Annotated in this window: 17 protein-coding genes; 1 reads left to right on the top strand and 16 read right to left on the bottom strand. The window is 41.4% G+C overall.

Going from position 1 to position 18,703, the window contains the following annotated elements:
- Positions 1–63 precede the first annotated feature (63 nt).
- The 12 genes from rnr to rpoN form a co-directional block, all read right to left on the bottom strand.
- The gene (gene rnr, locus AB3N04_RS13975; protein WP_368503345.1) at positions 64–2,451 is read right to left on the bottom strand and encodes a ribonuclease R; all 2,388 of its coding nucleotides are present in this window, start codon (positions 2,449–2,451) and stop codon (positions 64–66) included.
- A 43-nt stretch (positions 2,452–2,494) separates the two neighbouring features.
- Positions 2,495–3,235 (bottom strand): alpha/beta hydrolase, encoded by a 741-nt coding sequence (locus tag AB3N04_RS13970; RefSeq protein ID WP_368503343.1) that lies wholly within the window; start codon positions 3,233–3,235, stop codon positions 2,495–2,497.
- A complete protein-coding gene (locus tag AB3N04_RS13965; protein ID WP_368503342.1) occupies positions 3,216–3,944 on the bottom strand; it encodes an alpha/beta hydrolase in 729 nt (242 codons plus the stop codon). Before AB3N04_RS13965 ends, AB3N04_RS13970 begins: the two co-directional genes overlap by 20 nt.
- Positions 3,945–4,063: 119 nt before the next feature.
- A complete protein-coding gene (secG, locus tag AB3N04_RS13960) occupies positions 4,064–4,294 on the bottom strand; it encodes a preprotein translocase subunit SecG (RefSeq protein ID WP_047973492.1) in 231 nt (76 codons plus the stop codon).
- 684 nt (positions 4,295–4,978) lie between these two features.
- Complete coding sequence (eno, locus tag AB3N04_RS13955; RefSeq protein ID WP_368503341.1) at positions 4,979–6,268, bottom strand: phosphopyruvate hydratase; 1,290 nt, start codon at positions 6,266–6,268, stop codon at positions 4,979–4,981.
- Between the two features lie 25 nt (positions 6,269–6,293).
- On the bottom strand, positions 6,294–7,823 hold the full coding sequence (gene gpmI, locus AB3N04_RS13950) for a 2,3-bisphosphoglycerate-independent phosphoglycerate mutase (protein ID WP_368503340.1): 1,530 nt from the start codon (positions 7,821–7,823) through the stop codon (positions 6,294–6,296).
- On the bottom strand, positions 7,820–8,575 hold the full coding sequence (tpiA, locus tag AB3N04_RS13945; RefSeq protein WP_368503339.1) for a triose-phosphate isomerase: 756 nt from the start codon (positions 8,573–8,575) through the stop codon (positions 7,820–7,822). The genes gpmI and tpiA overlap by 4 nt, the downstream gene beginning before the upstream one ends.
- 21 nt (positions 8,576–8,596) lie before the next feature.
- Positions 8,597–9,778 carry a phosphoglycerate kinase gene (gene pgk / locus AB3N04_RS13940; protein ID WP_368503338.1) on the bottom strand — a complete coding sequence of 394 codons (1,182 nt, stop codon included), beginning with the start codon at positions 9,776–9,778 and terminating at the stop codon, positions 8,597–8,599.
- Positions 9,779–9,874: 96 nt separating this feature from the next.
- Entirely contained in the window at positions 9,875–10,882 is a 1,008-nt protein-coding gene (gene gap, locus AB3N04_RS13935; RefSeq protein ID WP_368503337.1) for a type I glyceraldehyde-3-phosphate dehydrogenase, read from the bottom strand.
- 105 nt (positions 10,883–10,987) lie between these two features.
- Positions 10,988–12,013, bottom strand: a complete 1,026-nt coding sequence (locus AB3N04_RS13930; RefSeq protein ID WP_368503336.1) for a sugar-binding transcriptional regulator — start codon at positions 12,011–12,013, stop codon at positions 10,988–10,990.
- 159 nt (positions 12,014–12,172) lie between these two features.
- On the bottom strand, positions 12,173–12,418 hold the full coding sequence (locus tag AB3N04_RS13925; protein WP_368503335.1) for a glutaredoxin family protein: 246 nt from the start codon (positions 12,416–12,418) through the stop codon (positions 12,173–12,175).
- 17 nt (positions 12,419–12,435) lie between these two features.
- Entirely contained in the window at positions 12,436–13,776 is a 1,341-nt protein-coding gene (gene rpoN, locus AB3N04_RS13920) for an RNA polymerase factor sigma-54 (protein ID WP_368503334.1), read from the bottom strand.
- A gap of 825 nt (positions 13,777–14,601) precedes the next feature.
- Here rpoN and clpP point away from each other — a divergent pair.
- Positions 14,602–15,189: an ATP-dependent Clp endopeptidase proteolytic subunit ClpP gene (gene clpP / locus AB3N04_RS13915; RefSeq protein ID WP_368503333.1), complete on the top strand. Its 588-nt coding sequence runs from the start codon at positions 14,602–14,604 to the stop codon at positions 15,187–15,189.
- A 275-nt stretch (positions 15,190–15,464) separates the two neighbouring features.
- Here the strand turns inward: clpP and AB3N04_RS13910 are convergent, their stop codons facing one another.
- The 4 genes from AB3N04_RS13910 to rapZ form a co-directional block, all read right to left on the bottom strand.
- Complete coding sequence (locus AB3N04_RS13910; RefSeq protein WP_368506058.1) at positions 15,465–15,722, bottom strand: HPr family phosphocarrier protein; 258 nt, start codon at positions 15,720–15,722, stop codon at positions 15,465–15,467.
- 28 nt (positions 15,723–15,750) lie between these two features.
- Positions 15,751–16,707, bottom strand: a complete 957-nt coding sequence (gene whiA / locus AB3N04_RS13905) for a DNA-binding protein WhiA (protein WP_317121458.1) — start codon at positions 16,705–16,707, stop codon at positions 15,751–15,753.
- 104 nt (positions 16,708–16,811) lie between these two features.
- Positions 16,812–17,762: a uridine diphosphate-N-acetylglucosamine-binding protein YvcK gene (gene yvcK / locus AB3N04_RS13900; protein WP_368503332.1), complete on the bottom strand. Its 951-nt coding sequence runs from the start codon at positions 17,760–17,762 to the stop codon at positions 16,812–16,814.
- A complete protein-coding gene (gene rapZ, locus AB3N04_RS13895) occupies positions 17,759–18,652 on the bottom strand; it encodes an RNase adapter RapZ (RefSeq protein ID WP_368503331.1) in 894 nt (297 codons plus the stop codon). Before rapZ ends, yvcK begins: the two co-directional genes overlap by 4 nt.
- Positions 18,653–18,703 lie beyond the last annotated feature (51 nt).

The following is an 18,703-nucleotide window of genomic DNA, read 5'->3' as shown; positions in this document are numbered from 1 at the left end:
TTAGAAGAGTGTACCCTATTCAACAAGAAAGCTGTCCACCTAAGCAGACAGCCTATAATCGTATTAACGCTTCTTCTTACGACCTTTATTACGTTTCACGCTTGGTGCATTTTCATAAAAAGCTTTCTTCTTTTTCTTTTTACGAGAGCCTTCGCCACTTCCGCCCTCACTTAAATTTATGCCTTGACCTTGACTGTTGCCTTTTTTACTACTTCCACCACGTCTGCGGTCAAATTCTCCTCCGCCTTGACCAGCACGCTTCTTACGCTTGCCGCCTTCGATTACTTTCGGACGACTTCTATGTTCACGAGGCTGTCGCGGCTTCATACCAACGACCTCAAAGTCAATCGAAGCTTCATCTACATTAACGTTGACAACGCGTACTTCGATTTCATCGCCGATACGGAATACTTGAGCGGTACGTTCACCAATCATCGCATATTGCTTCTCATCATAATGATAGTAATCATCCGTTAAGTAGCTTACATGCACAAGTCCTTCGATCGTATTTTCTAGCTCGACAAACAATCCAAAGTTGGTCACACCACTAATCATACCTTGGAACGTCTCCCCAATCTTATCTTCCATGTATTGAGCTTTCTTCACGCTATCCGTATCACGCTCAGCGTCAACGGCACGTCGCTCCATTTCAGACGAATGACGAGTTAAATCTGGTAACTTTTCACGCCAATGATCTTGTGTTTGTGGATCTACATTTCCTTTGATTAAGTAGGTGCGAATTAACCTGTGGACAAGTAAATCCGGATAACGACGGATTGGTGATGTGAAATGTGTGTAAAACTCTGTTGATAACCCAAAGTGTCCTAAACTATTCGGATCATACTTAGCCTGCTGCATCGAGCGTAGCATAACCGTACTAATAACGGTTTCCTCAGGCTCTCCACGTACTTCCTCAAGCAATTTTTGCAGAGCACGAGGATGCACAGTATTGGCATTTCCGCGCACAACATAACCAAAGTTCGTTATAAACTCTAAGAATTTTGTCAGCTTATCAGCATCCGGATCTTCATGAATACGATACACAAACGGTAGCTTCAACCAATGGAAGTGCTCCGCAATCGTTTCATTGGCCGCTAACATAAACTCCTCAATTAAACGCTCAGCTACTGATCGTGTACGAAGCACAATATCATTCGCTTTACCTTCTTCATCAACAAGAACTTTCGCTTCTTTAAAATCAAAGTCAATTGCACCACGTTCGAAACGCTTATTACGCAAAATCGACGCAAGTTTCTCCATATCTTGAAAATGAGGCACGAGTGATTCATAACGAGCTTTTACTTCTTCGTCCTCATCGACTAGAATCTTATTCACATCTGTATAAGTCATGCGCTCAGTCGTTTTAATCACACTTTGGAAAATATCATGCTTAACAACTTGACCATCCGGTGTAATTTCCATTTCACAAGATAATGTTAAACGATCCACTTGTGGATTCAAACTACAGATCCCGTTTGAAAGACGATGCGGAATCATCGGAATGACTCGGTCGACTAAATAGACACTTGTCGCACGATCTGCCGCTTCTTTATCAATCGGAGAGCCTTCTGTCACGTAATGACTGACATCTGCAATATGGACACCTAAAAGGTAGTTTCCATTGTTTAGTTTCTTCACATGAACAGCATCATCAAGGTCCTTCGCATCCGCACCGTCAATGGTAACGATCACTTCATCTCGTAAATCACGACGGCCTTCGATATCATTCGGATCAATTTCCTCACTAATTGAATTAGCATGTTGAAGTACTTCATCTGTAAATTCAAGCGGAATACCGTGCTTATAAATAATCGAGAGAATATCCATACCCGGGTCATTTTTATGACCGAGAATTTTCGTTACTTCTCCTTCTGCACTCATTCTGCCCTCAGGGTACTTTGTAATCGAGACGACTACTTTATGTCCATCTACAGCCCCTTTTTTTGCTGTACTTGGAATTAAAATATCATTTGGAATACGCTTATCGTCCGCTACAACCATTCCATACGATTCATGGTCTAGATACGTGCCGACGACATCTTTTACACCACGCTCAAGAATTCGAACGACTTTCCCTTCAGGTCTAGCCCCTTTAGAGTGTTGATGCAAGCGAACTAAAACGGTATCTCCATTCATCGCACTTTCAAGGTCAGCATGAGAAACGTAGACATCTTTCTCCCCTTCAACTTCAGGAATAATAAACGCAAATCCCTTCGCATGACCTTGCACACGGCCTCTAACGAGATTCATTTTCTCCGGAACACCGTAGCGATCACTTCTTGTGCGTACGACAAGTCCACGGGTTTCCATTTCATTTAATGACTTCACCAGTTCTTTAAAATTTTCACTACCTTGAACTTGGAAAACCTCTTCAAGTTCAGCTACAGAAACGGGCTTTTCGGCTTCGTTGCGAAAGTAGGTAAGTAGTTGCTGGATTTGTTCTTCATTCATAGTAAAATCTCCTTTCGTTTCAAACAGCCTCGCCTGTTCTGTTCTATACAGTCCAGTCTAATCCTTCTAAAAATTGAAGAATATCTGCATGAAGCTGTTCTTTCTCTTTGTCTAATGTAATAACATGGCCTGATTCCTCATACCATTTTAATGATTTTTCATCTGATTCAACCTGATCGTGAATAATGTTAGCACTCTCAATATCAATCATATGGTCTTTTCTTGCTTGAACAACAAAGGTAGGTGAGTAAACATGATCAAGATGATGATGGACATCTGTAATGAGCTCACGTAAGGCACTAAGAGTGTCCATCGGTTGAAAATGTTCCATCTCTCGATTAATCTCATCCGAGGTCTTTTGTTCCCGCTTTTTATATTCACGCGCATAAGCGAGCACGCCTTTATACATCGCGTCTTCTGTTTTAGGGCGAACTGGAGCACACATTGGCACAATTCCCTTTACAGGTAAAGTGTACCCGATTTTCAAAGAGAATACCCCACCTAGAGAGAGTCCACATACTGCTATTTCATCATGGCCTTTCTCTTTTAAATAATTGTAGCCAGCTTGGACATCATCCCACCAATCACTTGGACCTGTTTGAGCAAGTTCCTCTGGCGGGACACCATGACCTTTATAAAGCGGGGCATGACATGTGTACCCTTCCTTTTGCAAATGGCGTCCAATCATTCTTACATCGGCCGTCGTTCCGGTAAAACCATGTAATAATAATACCGCACGATCGCCTCCCTCAAATGTAAATGGCTTAGGTGCTACTACTTTCATGTTCGTCTTCCTCTCTTGATTCATTTCGTTCCATTAAAAAGTTTTCAATGACATCAATTAACCTATCTTTTTCAAATCCGTGACAGATCATGTGATTTGATTTTTCTAAAAAACGGATCTCTTTTTCGTCTGAGGTGATCATATCAAATAAATACTCAGCACTCTTTTTGGGAACCACACCGTCTTTCCCACCTTGAATAATGAGTGTTGGTATTTTTACTTTTGCTAAATAAGGCCTAATAAGCTTAACGGCTTGCATAAACTGAAACACAGCCGCCATCGGGGTTTCGATCACTTTTTTACGATATAGATTGTAAGTGAAGTCGTCTTTAAGCTCACCACGAAACCTCATCCGAACAGCTTCTTTAAGATCTTGTAACAGCTGCAATGGATTTAAGTAATACGCTGCAGCACTAAGAAGCACAAGCTTTGAAACAGGATATTTAGAAGCTATATAACAGGCTAACATACCACCCATTGAAAAACCAATCACATACACTTTCTCGCATCGCTCTAACAATTCTTTCGTAGCTACTTCGGCCATATACACCCATTCTTTATAGGTTACATCTTTTAAATTACCTTCCGGACCGTGCCCCGGAAGTGTAGGAGTATAAACGAGCCAACCTTGCTTTTGTAAATGAGTAGCCACAGGTTCGACTTCCCAAGGTTCACCTGTAAAACCGTGCAAACAGAGGCATCCAATCATCTCGTGTCACCTTCTTTGCTGTTACTATGATTGTACCCGAAAACATAATAGTACAACCTACTTTTTATTTATCAACAAGAACAAAGAAAGCAGTAGGTGCACCACCCACTGCTTAAAGCCTACATGAAATATGCTACTGCAATTGTTAAGACAAAGAACAATACCGCAAGAACAACTGTCGCTTGACTTAACACTGCATCGATTCCACGTGCTTTTTGTTTACCTACTAATTGTTCAGCTCCACCTGAGATTGCACCGGATAAACCAGCACTACGTCCAGATTGGAGTAAAACAACAGCAATCAACGCGATCGATACGATAATCAATGAAACAAAAGCAACTGTTTGCACCCCTTCTACACCTCCAAGCACAATATGCGCTTTTATAACTTTACCACAAATAGAAGCGGTGTAACAACAAAAATTAGAGAATTAACTAATAACTGAAATAAAGGAAGTGCGACGTAAAATATCGACCTTACCTCGTACATACTGCTTGAGGTTTTCCCTGCCATAGTTATTGATCTCCGCTGCAGGCACACGCTTTCCGCGGGCGGTCCGGAAGCCTCCTCGTCGCTCGCTCCTGCGGGGTCTTCCCTGGCCTCGCACTTCCCGCTGGAGTCGGCGCCTTCCGCTCCAATCAACAGAGCGAGAAGGTTGTATAGTGGTTCCTTATCGAATTTGTTCTTTGCTCAGTGATTTTAGTAAACGAAGGGCCGGTTTATAACTTGAACTGAGCCTAACTAAATCGCTCCACATAATAATTACATAAAGCAATAACTTAGCGGATGAAATATGCGTAGACTCCTGCGGTGCCTAGAGCAGGGCTGAGATCCCGGAGGGCAAAGCCCGAGGAAGCTCAGCAGCTCACTGCGGAAAGCGAAGCATATTTCAGAAGCGGTGAGTCTACTGTAACCCATGTTTAAGGCACTTGTTAATCAGGAACGACTAGCATAGCAGAAACTCAACTTTATATTTTATCGGATCACACAAAAAAAGAAGCGCATCGTCATGCGCTCCTCCTCAGTTACTCAATTACTGCTTTAAGTTATAGAATGCACTGCGGCCGCTGTATTGCGACACGTTAGCAAGCTCGTCTTCGATGCGAAGAAGTTGGTTGTACTTCGCCACACGGTCCGTACGAGACGGGGCACCAGTCTTAATTTGACCAGCATTTGTTGCAACTGCGATATCAGCGATTGTTGCATCTTCTGTTTCACCAGAACGGTGAGAGATAACAGCTGTGTAACCAGCGCGCTTCGCCATTTCGATTGCTTCAAATGTTTCTGTAAGTGTACCAATTTGGTTTACTTTGATTAGGATTGAGTTACCAATTCCTTTTTCAATTCCTTCAGAAAGCTTTGTTGTGTTTGTAACAAATAGATCGTCACCAACAAGTTGTACTTTATCACCAAGACGATCTGTTAATAGCTTGAAGCCATCCCAGTCGTTTTCGTCAAGACCATCTTCAATTGAGATGATTGGGTATTTAGAAACAAGCTCTTCGTAGAATGAAACCATTTCCTCAGAAGATAATACTTTACCTTCTCCAGCAAGATGGTATTTACCGTCTTCTTTGTTGAAGATTTCAGAAGCAGCAACGTCCATTGCAAGAACAACTTCTTCACCTGGCTTGTAGCCAGCTTTTTCGATTGCTTCAATGATTGTTGAAAGTGCTTCTTCATTTGAAGATAAGTTAGGAGCGAATCCACCTTCGTCACCTACAGCTGTGTTGTAGCCTTTGCCTTTAAGAACAGCTTTTAAGTTGTGGAAGATCTCTGCGCCCATGCGTACTGCTTCTTTAAAGTCCGCAGCACCGATAGGCATTACCATGAATTCTTGAATATCAACGTTATTATCAGCATGCTCTCCACCGTTGATGATGTTCATCATTGGTACAGGAAGTTGCTTCGCATTGAATCCGCCAAGGTATACGTATAAAGGTACACCTAGTGCTTCAGCAGCAGCATGAGCTACAGCCATAGATACACCAAGAATAGCGTTAGCACCTAATTTAGATTTGTTTTCCGTTCCATCAAGCTCGATCATTAATTGGTCAATACCAAGTTGATCTAGAGCGTCAATGCCAATAAGCTCAGGAGCAATAACGTCATTCACGTTCTCAACTGCTTGAAGAACTCCTTTACCCATGTAGCGCTCTCCGCCATCACGTAATTCAACTGCTTCGTATTCACCAGTAGATGCGCCACTTGGAACAAGAGCGCGACCCATAGCACCAGACTCAAGATATACTTCTACTTCAACTGTAGGGTTACCACGAGAATCAAGGACTTCGCGTGCGTAAACATCTGTAATCATTGTCATATTATAGTCACTCCTTAAGATTATATTAAAATAATTTCTTTCCAGTCATTTCATTTGGCTGAGATCCACCAAGGAGGGCAAGTACCGTTGGCGCCAAATCAGCTAAAATTCCATCCTCACGTAAAGTGAGTCCTTCTTGTGTCACGATAACAGGTACTCGGTTTGTTGTGTGTGCTGTCATTGGCTTATTATCAAGCGTCATCACTTCGTCTGCATTACCGTGGTCCGCGGTAATAACAGCTGCTCCGCCTTTTGCAATGATGGCATCAACAATCTTACCTAAGCATTCATCGACGACTTCAACTGCCTTAATCGTTGGCTCAAGCATACCTGAGTGTCCAACCATATCAGGGTTTGCAAAGTTTAAGATGATAGCATCGTGTTTATCTGCTTCAATGTCTGCTAAAAGGGCACCCGTTAATTCATAGGCACTCATTTCAGGTTGAAGATCATACGTCGCCACTTTTGGAGAGTCGATTAAAATACGCTCTTCTCCTTCAAATGGCTCTTCACGACCGCCGCTAAAGAAAAAGGTCACATGTGGATATTTTTCTGTTTCGGCAATACGCAATTGCTTGTAGTTTTGTTGCGCTAACACTTCGCCTAATGTGTTATCTAGGTTAGAAGGCTTAAACGCCACATAGCCATCAACGGTTTCACTAAAGTGGGTCATACACACATAGTGAACATCAGTAGGGTGAGCGGGTCCGCGCTCAAACCCACGGAAGTCTTCGTTTGTAAAGACTTGTGACATTTGGATTGCGCGGTCTGGACGGAAATTAAAGAAAATCACCGCATCATCGTCTTGAACTGTACCGACTGGAGTTCCGTCTTGCTTTGTCATCACGGATGGAATGACGAACTCATCATGGATTCCATTTTCATAGCTATCTTTTAATAGCTCAATTGGATCTTGATAAGTTGGTCCTTCGCCATAAACCATTGCACGATATGACTTTTCAACACGGTCCCAACGACGGTCACGATCCATTGCATAATAACGCCCGTGTAGGCTGGCAAGTTCACCCACACCAAGCTCGGCTAATTTCTTTTGCAGGGCTTCAATATAAATTTCAGCTGAAGTGGGGCCTACATCACGTCCATCTAGGAAACCATGAACGTACACTTTCTCTACTTGTTCACTTTTTGCTAGTTCTAGTAGGGCAAATAGATGATCGATATGACTGTGAATACCTCCATCTGATAATAACCCATATACGTGAAGTGCGCTATTTTTTGTTTTAACATGATGAATCGCTTCATGGAAGGTTTGATTTTCAAAGAAATCTCCCTCACGAATCGACAAGTTCACACGGGTTAAACTTTGATACACAATACGACCAGCGCCAATATTTAAATGGCCTACTTCCGAGTTACCCATTTGGCCGTCCGGAAGACCTACTGCTTCACCAGCAGCTTCTAGTGTCGCATGCGGGTACTTGTCCCAATAGCGATCAAAATTTGGTTTTTTTGCTTGTGCCACTGCGTTTCCATTCACTTCATCACGCATTGCGAATCCGTCAAGGATAATCAGTGCTACTGGCTTCTTGCTCATTTACCTGCCTCCAAAAGCTCAAGAAATGATTGTGGATCAAGACTTGCACCACCAACAAGGGCACCATCAATGTCTTTTTGTGCCATATACTCTGCAATGTTTGCAGGCTTTACACTACCGCCGTATTGAATACGAACAGCATTAGCTGCTGACTCGCTAAAGGTAGTCGCTATGACATCACGGATATAGGCACATACTTCATTTGCATCAGCTGCCGTTGAAGATTTTCCTGTTCCGATTGCCCAAATTGGCTCATAAGCAATGACCGTTTCTTTAACTTGCTCTTCGCTTAAACCAGCAAGACCTTTAACTACTTGCTCGCTTACAACATTATTTGTTTTACCAGCTTCACGCTCTGCATCTGTTTCACCGCAGCACATGATTGGTACAAGATTATGCTTGAAGGCAGCATGGACTTTCTTGTTGACCGTCTCATCTGTTTCAGCAAACATTTCACGACGCTCAGAATGACCAATGATCACATAAGGAACGTTCATGTCTTGTAGAGCCACAGGGCTAATTTCACCTGTGAATGCACCATTTTCTTCAAAATGGACATTTTGAGCTCCTACTTTAAGGTCTGTACCGTTTGTCTCAGATACAAGACTTTCAAGAAACAATGCAGGAGAACAAACAACTGCATCTACTTCGCTACTTGCTGGAACGTTTGATTTTACTTCTTGGACAAATTGTTTCGCTTCGCCAAGTGTTTTGTTCATTTTCCAGTTACCTGCGATAATTGGCTTACGCATGTGAACCACCTCGTCCTCGTATTATTTTTCGTTTAATGCAACGACGCCTGGAAGTTGTTTTCCTTCCATGAACTCAAGTGATGCTCCGCCACCTGTTGAAATATGACTCATCTTATCGGCTAAGTCGAACTTCTCAACAGCTGCAGCAGAATCTCCACCACCAATAACTGAGTACGCTTCACTTGTAGAAAGAGCTTCAGCTACGGCTTTCGTACCGTTTGCAAATACTTGCAATTCAAATACGCCCATTGGTCCATTCCAGATCACAAGCTTCGATTCCTCGATTACGCTGCGATATGTATCACGTGTTTTTGGTCCGATATCAAGCGCTTCCCAATCAGATGGAATCGAATCAATATCTACAACCTTCGTATTAGCATCCTCAGAAAAGTCATCAGCTACAATAACATCTTCTGGCATGTAAAACTTAACACCTTTTTCTTTTGCTTTATCCATGAACGATTTTGCAAGATCGACCTTGTCTTCTTCTAGAAGAGACTTCCCAACTTCGTGGCCTTGTGCTTTTACAAACGTATAAGCAAGTCCTCCACCAATAATTAAGTTGTCCACTTTTTCTAGTAAGTTTTCAATCACACCGATCTTATCTTTTACTTTCGCTCCACCAATAATAGCAGTGAAAGGACGTTCAGGATTAGATAGTGCTTTCCCAAGAACATCAAGCTCTTTTTCCATTAGAAGACCAGCTACAGCAGGAATATGTTGTGCAATTCCTTCTGTTGAAGCGTGTGCACGGTGAGCTGCTCCAAATGCATCATTTACATACACATCAGCAAGACTTGCAAATGCCTTCGCTAATTCAGGATCATTTTTCTCTTCACCTGCATAAAAGCGTACATTTTCAAGAAGTAACACGTCACCATCACTTAAACTGTTAGCTGCCGCTTCTGCTTCTTCCCCATAAGCTTCATCAACTTTTTTAACATCTTTTCCTAAAAGTTCACTTAGACGAGTAGCAACAGGCGTTAGACGAAGCTCTTCAACTACTTCTCCTTTAGGACGGCCAAGGTGGCTAGCTAATAGAACTTTAGCTCCTTGGTCTACAAGAAATTCAATCGTAGGTAGTGCTGCACGAATACGAGTTTCATCCGTGATTTCACCATTTTTCATCGGCACGTTAAAGTCGACGCGGCAAAATACTTTTTTTCCTTTAAGATCAATGTCTCGAACGGTTTTCTTGTTCATTAGATCGGACCTCCAGTCACATTCTACTCTCTAAACTTGACAGCGGAAAGGGGAGATAGTACTCATACTCTCCTCCCCCAATACTATCTTATCTGATTATAGTCCTTGTTTAGCGATGTATTCAACAAGATCTACTACACGGTGAGAATAACCTGATTCGTTGTCATACCAAGAGATGACTTTAACCATGTTACCTTCCATAACCATTGTTGATAATGCATCAATTGTAGAAGAAGATGGGTTACCATTGTAATCACCAGATACTAATGGCTCTTCGCTGTAAGCAAGAACTCCGTTTAGAGCACCTTCACTCGCTTCTTTGAATGCTGCATTTACATCTTCAGCTGTTACTTCTTTATCCAGTTCAGCTACAAGGTCAACTAGTGATACGTTAGGCGTTGGAACACGCATAGCACCACCGTTTAATTTACCTTTAAGCTCAGGTAATACTAATGCCACGGCTTTAGCAGCACCTGTAGTTGTAGGAATGATATTCTCTGCAGCCGCACGAGCACGACGGTAATCTTTGTGCGGAAGGTCAAGAATTTGTTGGTCGTTTGTGTATGAGTGAACAGTTGTCATCATACCACGACGGATACCGAACTTATCGTTTAATACTTTTGCAAATGGTGCAAGACAGTTTGTTGTACAAGATGCATTAGAGATTACGTGATGGCTAGCAGCATCGTACTTGTCTTCGTTAACACCCATAACAACTGTGATGTCTTCATCTGATGCAGGAGCAGAAATGATTACTTTCTTAGCGCCAGCTTCGATGTGTTTTGCAGCATCTTCACGCTTTGTGAAGAAACCAGTTGATTCTACAACTACTTCTACTCCACGATCTCCCCAAGCAAGGTCAGCTGGGTTACGTTCTGCAGAAACGTTGATTTCTTTTCCGTTCACAACTAACGCATTGTCTTTTACTTCGATTTCTACATCAAGTACACCGTGTACTGAATCATACTTTAGAAGGTGTGCAAGCATGTTTGCATCTGTAAGGTCATTGATTGCTACAACCTCAACGTTAGGATTATTTAATGCTGCACGAAATACGTTACGTCCAATACGTCCAAAACCGTTAATACCAATTTTTGTTGCCATGATAAAATTCCTCCTAGTAGTAAGTAAGTTTTGATAAGAAACACTAAAGTAAATAGATTCCTATCTATTATCAAAAAGGGCTAAACCCTTTTATCTACCAATTTCTCATTGTTCAATTTCAAGTAATCTTCTAGCTGCCGACTCATCTGTAATTAATACATCACTTGGGCGATACTTCATATAAGCGGAAATCGCTTCTGCCTTAGATTCTCCCCCAGCAACGGAAATCACATACTTATCTTTGTCCAACTCATCAAGCTGTAAACCAATCGTACGCTGTTTATGAATAATCATTCCTTCACGGTTAAAGTAGTAACCAAATGATTCTGCTACCGCTTGTTCCCGCTCAATCTTTTCCATAAACGTGTCCTTTGATCTACGTCGGGTGGCCATTGTGTTCGCCTCACCAATTCCGTGAATCACTACTCTAGCTGATTTGATCAGCTTTAGGATATCCTGGATTGACGGCTCTAATACAAGAGATGAGTAAGCTTCTTCACTTAATTGATCTGGAACGTGAAGCAACCGGTACTGTGCCCCTGCTCTTGTTGCCAGTTCAGCACTAATTGTATTCGCTTGATTTTCAACTTTCTCTCCAAGACCACCACGAGCTGGGACAAATATCACATCCCGCATACTAGCATCAGGAGTCATCATTTCAGCAACAGCAGCAAGTGTTGTACCACCCATAACCGCAATAACATCATTTGGCTCTCGTTTGATCTTTAGTTCACTAATACTAGCGCGACCAAGTTCATGTTTCACCCAATGATCCTCATCACTATTTCCTGCTACAACTAGAACTTTCTTAACTCCAAGCTTTTGCTCTACCTGTTCTTCAAGAGTGCGGAGTCCAAGTAACTCTTTCATGACATCTTCTAATTGATAAAAGAGCGCTTCCCCAGCTGGAGTAACAGTCATGCCGGCTGTTGCAAAAGAAACAAGTCCCTGATCTTTTAAAAAAGTAACCTCTGTGCGCAAAACTCGCTCAGACATTTGCAAGTTAGAAGATAAATTCCTTCTCCCTATCGGTTGCATTAAGCGAATGTACTGAAGTATTTTGTAACGTTTCACCATTACATCAAGCATGTCTGGTAATAATTTTTGCTGAATATCTAACAATACTCGCATAGAACAAAAAACTCCTTACTCGTCACTCTTACACAAATCGCTCAAAGGGATAAAATATGTCCCGCGCAGTCGTTTTGCGTCCCGATATGGGTAAAAAAAGATCAAATCCTTATCTTCACGTTCATTTTAACAAGGAAATGATCTACTTACAAGCGATATCTACCCAATTATCTGAAGTAAACGTTTTCTTATTTTTTCTTTTGACAATTGTCCGAAATCAATTTCTTCTTCCGAAACTGCCACTACTGGAATCATCACTTGATACTTTAAAAGCAACTCATCATCTTCATAAATATCAATCACTGATAGCTCAAATGGAATTTCTTTTTGAAGTTCTTTCATCATTTCTACCCCGTGATCACAAAGTGGGCAGTGGTGTTTCGAATAAACATCTACGTGTAGCATATGCCAACATTCATCCCCTATTCATATCTCTTACGTTTGGAAGAAGACGGAATTCCAAGTTCATCTCTATATTTGGCAATGGCACGGCGAGAAACCGTAATGCCCTTTTCACTCTCAAGCCACGTCACAATCTTCTGATCAGATAGCGGCTTAGCTTTTGATTCATTGGCCACTAGTTCTTTAATTAACTCTTTAATGGACTGACTTGAAGTAGATTCTCCAAATCCGTTCTTCACACTCGATGTAAAGAAAGCCTTCAACTCATATAATCCACGAGGTGTTTGTGCATATTTGTGTGTCGTTGCCCGGCTCACAGTTGACTCATGCATCTCAATCTCTTCAGCAATATCTTTTAATGTTAGTGGCTTTAACACTCCATTTTTCGATTCAAAAAAGGCGCGTTGATGTCTAACAATCGCTTCCGCTACTTTTTTGATCGTTTGTTGACGTTGTTCAATGCTTTTAAGCAACCATTGTATTTGTTGATACTTTTGCTTCGCATATTCAGTCGCTTCAGCCTGATTTGGCTGCTTTAAGAGTTTTTCGTAATCACGATTTAAGCGAATCGGTGGCAATGAGTCGTCTATTAATTGCACAACTAACTCGCTATCCTTCCACGTAATCGAAAGGTCGGGAATCAAATAGTTTGTCGGCTCACCTGAGAACTGTGTGCCAGGACGTGGATCAAGCGTTTGAATCAGGTCATAAACATCTTGAATATCAGCTAAGGTAACATCTAGTTCTGCTGCGAGAGCTTTCCACTTTTTCGATGCTAACTCCTCCATATGATGCATGACAATCATTTCTGCTAAAGGAGCTTTATTAGAAAGATGTTTTAGTTGTAAATAGAGGCATTCTTGCAAAGACCTCGCTCCAACTCCTGCGGGATCAAAGCTTTGTAAGATCCGTAAAACATCTTCCCCTTCTTCCTCACTGATCATTAAATCATTGCATACTTCTGTAAAGGAACGACAGAAATAACCATCCTCACGTAAGCTAAAAATGAAATAATGAAGTTGCTTCTCACGTTCTTTCGATAACGCAATCTCCCCTGCTTGAGAAATAAGATGCTCGCTTAAACTCACTTGATCAACCAGCGCATAATCAATCGGCGATGCCTCGTCTTCACTTTTTTGATATGATTTCGTTTTAGAAATAGACCCCTCTATATATGAAGATTCGCTTCCCGTTTGCATAGAAGCTTGATCTTGTAAGTCCATCAATGGATTTTCAAGTGCCTGTTCGTGTATGAAGGCGGACAAGTCTGTTGTGGAGTACTGCAACAAATTAATCGCTTGGCGCAACTCCTGCGTCATGATTAACGTTGTCGTCTGCTGTTGAAAAAGACCAAACTGCATAACCTTCCTCCTCCCATTTGATATCATACCATATTTTAAACCTTTTATGACGATTTGAAAGCGCTTACTAAATAGTATGAAACCAATTCTGTTTCAGACCAACTAAACATATTATACTATAGAAAAGTGGAGATGACTGCTTTGACTTGCGAAAAAATAAAGGGGTAGCAATATGAAGGTGCTTTTTGCCTTCATTTGATACACCGATTTTTTCTCGCAGGGCAAGGAATCGGAACTAGACAAGAAAAGTGGAGATGAGTGTTCTGGCATGGAGAAAAATTAGGGGAAACAATAAGGAGGCGGGCTTTTGACTTCGTTTGGTTCACCGTTTTTTCTACCAGGCCAACGAATCGGAACTAGACAAGAAAAGTGAAAATGAGTGTTCTGGCATGGAGAAAAATTAGGGGAAACAATATGAAGTCTGCTTTTGACTTCGTTTGGTTCACCGTTTTTTCTACCAGGCCAACGAATCGGAACTAGACAAGAAAAGTGAGAGTGGCTCGTTTAGGTATTAAGGTGCTGGAGCTTGGGCAATGAGAAGCGCCCTTTGCTTCGTTTGACTAAATGAAGTGTCACTGATTGACCTTTTACGTTTGAACTACTTTAAAATCGGCTATGATGTAAGAAGGGTTTAGGCACCATGATAGGGAATAGTATGTAATAGAGGAGGCAAATTATTTGACCTTCTTTGACCTATTAGGTATGATGTACATAAGTTATGAAAGTCGTCCGTACATAAGAGAATCAGACGTATTGGCGGATGCGAAGCAACAAGGATCATCCTAATAATTTTGAAACAATCCATTTATAAGGAGGAAAATGAACATGAACTTAATTCCTACAGTTATTGAGCAAACAAACCGAGGTGAGCGTGCTTATGACATTTACTCTCGCCTGTTAAAAGATCGTATCATTATGCTTGGTAGTGCAATTGACGACAACGTAGCTAACTCTATTGTGGCTCAACTTTTATTCCTACAAGCAGAAGATCCTGAGAAAGATATTTCTCTTTATATTAATAGCCCAGGTGGTTCCATCACAGCGGGTATGGCCATTTACGATACGATGAACTTTATCAAGCCTAAAGTATCTACAATCTGCATCGGTATGGCTGCTTCAATGGGTGCATTCCTACTTGCTGCAGGTGAGCCAGGTAAACGTCTTGCTCTACCAAACAGTGAAGTGATGATTCACCAACCATTAGGCGGAACACAAGGTCAAGCATCTGACATTGAAATTCACGCTCGTCGTATTATTGAAATGCGCGCGACACTTAACAAGATTCTTGCAGAGCGTACTGGTCAACCTCTTGAAGTCGTTGCACGCGATACAGATCGTGACAACTTCATGACTGCTGCTAGAGCAAAAGAATATGGCCTTATTGATGAAGTAATCTCTTCTCCATCTAAATAAGGAAATCAGACACCTAGCATGATGCTAGGTGTCTTTTTTAACTCAAATGATTCGATATGAGCGAGAAATCGGATTTATGCGCGAGTTGTACTCGGATATGGGCGAGCTGCTTCCTATATGCGCGCAAAATCGGATTTATGTGTGCTGTTTTTATTTTATGTGCGAACGCGTCATTTGGAAGCGGTTTATGAGCGAACGGCAGACATGCTTCCCCTCTCCGACTCCCCAACTCAAAAAAAGATGCAGTCCCCGACGGAGGACCGCATCATTTCTTTTTATGCTTGTTTTTCAACATATTTTGCTAATGCATCGAGCGCTTCTTGTTCATCATGACCTTCTGTAATCAAGGTTATGGTTGTTCCTTGGCTAAGTGCTAGGCTCATTAGCCCCATGATGCTTTTTGCGTTTACTTTTTTATCGCCTTTTTCAATGAAGACATCCGCTGAAAAACGGTTTGCTTCTTGAACGAATAAAGCAGCTGGTCTTGCTTGTAGACCCGTTTTTAATTTCACTTGGACTTCTTTTTGTGCCATCATAAATCCCTCCTCTTTTTAACTCTTTCTAAAAATTCGCTTCAATTGATTGACCGGAACGAATTCGATCAGCAATTTGGTCAATTTTACGTAAGCGGTGATTGATACCTGACTTACTCACAACTCCACTCTCGACCATTTCCCCAAGTTCTTTTAACGTGACATCTTGGTGCTTCATTCTGAGTTCTGCAATTTCTCTTAATTTCGGAGGTAATTGCTCAAGCCCGAGTTCACGCTCGACAAGGCGAATATTCTCCACTTGTCTAAGAGCGGCTCCGACCGTCTTATTAAGATTTGCGGTCTCACAGTTTACTAGACGATTGACTGAGTTACGCATATCTTTCATAATCCGAACATCCTCAAAATAAAGAAGCGCTTGATGGGCCCCAATGATGTTTAAGAACTCCGTGATCTTCTCACTCTCTTTCATATACGTGATGAACCCCTTCTTACGTTCCAATGTTTTTGCATTTAGATCGTATTCGTTCATCAATTCACATAAAGATTGATTATGTTCTTCATATAATGAAAAAACCTCAAGATGATAAGAAGAGGTTTCAGGGTGATTAATAGACCCTCCGGCTAAAAATGCACCTCGTAAGTAAGCTCTTTTGCAACATGATTCTTTAATCAAATCATGAGAGATTGTACGAATAAACGTAAAACCTTCACCTAAAATGCCTAATTGTTCGAGCAGCATTTTCGCTTCATGAGAGATCCGCACAAGATAAACATTGTTTTTCTTTAAACGCATCTTTTTACGAACAAGAAGTTCTACGAAAATTTCTGGGTATAACTTCTTAATTAATGTATAAATCCGACGAGCAATTGCCGCATTTTCAGTCGTCACATCAAGCCCTAATTGTCTATTTCCTAAAGACATTGAGCCATTCATTCGAATAAGAGCAGCTAGTTCTGCTTTTGCACAACAGTCCTCTTGTTCAAATTGTGTAAGTTCTTTTTTTGTAGTGGCTGCGAAGGACATTATCATTACTCCTTTCAGCCGTGTAGCATGCATTCATGATCTTTGTATCTATCTGTTCTGTTCATCTTTTGCTAAACCACACGCCAGTTTTCTCATGACCTTATTTATTGTTTCAATGTATTAATTAATGCTTTCGATACTTTAGCAGCATCGTGTCTCACCATTCGTCCGTACTCTAAAACGAAGTGATCACAGATGATGCCCACCCCTTGTGCCTGAAGTTTATCGAAGTCAACCACTACAGGTACAGCATCCTCTTTTGCATAATGATTTCTGACTTCCGGGGACATAGGTGATCCATGAACAAGGATCTCATCTATCATACCTTTTCCACAATGAGAAAACAACGCATCGAGGTGTTCCGAGGCGGAATAATCGTCGGTCTCCCCGCTTTGTGTCATTACATTACAAATATATACCTTTTTAGCTTTCGATTCTGATACCGCTTGACAAATCCCTGGTACAAGCAAGTTCGGTAACACACTCGTATATAGACTCCCAGGACCAAGGACAATTAAGTCAGCATTGCGAATTTCACGCAAGCTCTCTGGAAGAGGTTCGACATCATCAGGTGTTAAAAACACTCGCTTAATTCGCTTCTGTTCAAGCGGTATTTTCGATTCCCCAGTAACAATCGTACCATCCTCCATCTCTCCGTGAAGAACAACACTGCGATTGGCAGCTGGAAGGACTTTACCCCTTACGTTAAGAACCTTACTCAGCTCTGTTATCCCTCTCGCAAAATCTCCAGTGATGGAGGTCATGCCAGCAAGAAGTAAATTGCCTAGAGAGTGACCGGATAGGCCATTTCCATTGGCAAAACGATGTTGAAATAATTCTTCTACTAACGGTTCCACTTCCGCCAAAGCGACAAGGACATTTCGTACATCCCCAGGTGGCGGAATATTTAGTTCTTGCCTGAGACGACCAGAACTTCCTCCATCATCAGCCACTGTTACAATCGCCGTGATGGAAACAGGAAATGTCTTTAATCCTCGAAGCAATACAGATAGTCCTGTTCCTCCGCCGATTACAACAATTTTTTTTTGTTTCACGTTGAACTTTCCTTCCCCTTCTCAATATCTCTATGACTGACATGCATCACATACTCATTCGAAAAAGCCTCTCCAAAATATTCTGCGAGCGTAACGGAACGGTGTTTACCACCTGTACATCCGATTCCAATGACCACTTGGCTTTTCCCTTCTCGCTTATATTGAGGAAGCATATATGTTAATAGATCGCGCAGCTTTTCAATAAATGTTTGCGTCTCACTCCACTTTAGAACATAGGAGGAAACTTCCTCATTCAATCCCGTTTTAGGTCGAAGATGATCGACGTAGTGAGGGTTTGGTAAGAACCTCACATCAAATACGAGATCAGCATCAATCGGAATCCCATATTTAAAGCCGAAGGACATTAAATTTATCGAGAATGGATGACGATCCGTTGTTTTAAAACGTTGGATGATCCGCTCTCTTAATTGAATCGGCTTCATTTCAGTTGTATCAATAATTTGTTGAGCACGGCCTTTTAATTCTTCTAATAACTCTCGCTCTTTTTTAATTCCCTCAAGAGGCAAACCATTTTTGGCGAGCGGATGAGAACGTCTTGTTTCCTTGTAACGTTGAACAAGTTTGGCATCCTTCGCATCTAAAAATAAGATCTGCATTTCAAGTTGAATGTTTGTTGTGTTGCTAATGATATCAATTGCTTCAAACAAATGATCGAAGAAGGCTTTTCCTCTTAGATCAATAACAAGTGCCACTTTATTCATTGTCCCATTGGAACCTTTTAAGAGATCAACAAACTTTGGTATTAAAGCAGGCGGCAGATTATCTACACAGAAATATCCTAAGTCTTCAAAACTTTGTACGGCAACGGTTTTACCAGCCCCTGACATTCCTGTTATAATCACAATTTGAATTTCTTCCTTGTTGGTCATAACCTTCTCACCTGCTCTTCTATAAGATCATTTTATTTAGTAAGTATATGT

This window comes from Alkalihalophilus sp. As8PL, from assembly GCF_040939795.1.
Taxonomy (GTDB): domain Bacteria; phylum Bacillota; class Bacilli; order Bacillales; family Bacillaceae_D; genus Alkalihalophilus; species Alkalihalophilus lindianensis.
This window is presented reverse-complemented; position numbering and strand designations above follow the sequence as displayed.

Bases quoted from the DNA above. Each gene is read 5' to 3' on its own strand.
- AB3N04_RS13930 (WP_368503336.1), bottom strand. From the start codon at position 12,013: ATGCGAGTATTGTTAGATATTCAGCAAAAATTATTACCAGACATGCTT.
- AB3N04_RS13910 (WP_368506058.1), bottom strand. From the start codon at position 15,722: ATGGCACAAAAAGAAGTCCAAGTGAAATTAAAAACGGGTCTACAAGCA.
- gap (WP_368503337.1), bottom strand. From the start codon at position 10,882: ATGGCAACAAAAATTGGTATTAACGGTTTTGGACGTATTGGACGTAAC.
- AB3N04_RS13925 (WP_368503335.1), bottom strand. From the start codon at position 12,418: ATGCTACACGTAGATGTTTATTCGAAACACCACTGCCCACTTTGTGAT.
- eno (WP_368503341.1), bottom strand. From the start codon at position 6,268: ATGACAATGATTACAGATGTTTACGCACGCGAAGTCCTTGATTCTCGT.
- whiA (WP_317121458.1), bottom strand. From the start codon at position 16,707: ATGTCCTTCGCAGCCACTACAAAAAAAGAACTTACACAATTTGAACAA.
- AB3N04_RS13970 (WP_368503343.1), bottom strand. From the start codon at position 3,235: ATGAAAGTAGTAGCACCTAAGCCATTTACATTTGAGGGAGGCGATCGT.
- gpmI (WP_368503340.1), bottom strand. From the start codon at position 7,823: ATGAGCAAGAAGCCAGTAGCACTGATTATCCTTGACGGATTCGCAATG.
- pgk (WP_368503338.1), bottom strand. From the start codon at position 9,778: ATGAACAAGAAAACCGTTCGAGACATTGATCTTAAAGGAAAAAAAGTA.
- tpiA (WP_368503339.1), bottom strand. From the start codon at position 8,575: ATGCGTAAGCCAATTATCGCAGGTAACTGGAAAATGAACAAAACACTT.
- rapZ (WP_368503331.1), bottom strand. From the start codon at position 18,652: ATGACCAACAAGGAAGAAATTCAAATTGTGATTATAACAGGAATGTCA.
- rpoN (WP_368503334.1), bottom strand. From the start codon at position 13,776: ATGCAGTTTGGTCTTTTTCAACAGCAGACGACAACGTTAATCATGACG.
- rnr (WP_368503345.1), bottom strand. From the start codon at position 2,451: ATGAATGAAGAACAAATCCAGCAACTACTTACCTACTTTCGCAACGAA.
- AB3N04_RS13965 (WP_368503342.1), bottom strand. From the start codon at position 3,944: ATGATTGGATGCCTCTGTTTGCACGGTTTTACAGGTGAACCTTGGGAA.
- clpP (WP_368503333.1), top strand. From the start codon at position 14,602: ATGAACTTAATTCCTACAGTTATTGAGCAAACAAACCGAGGTGAGCGT.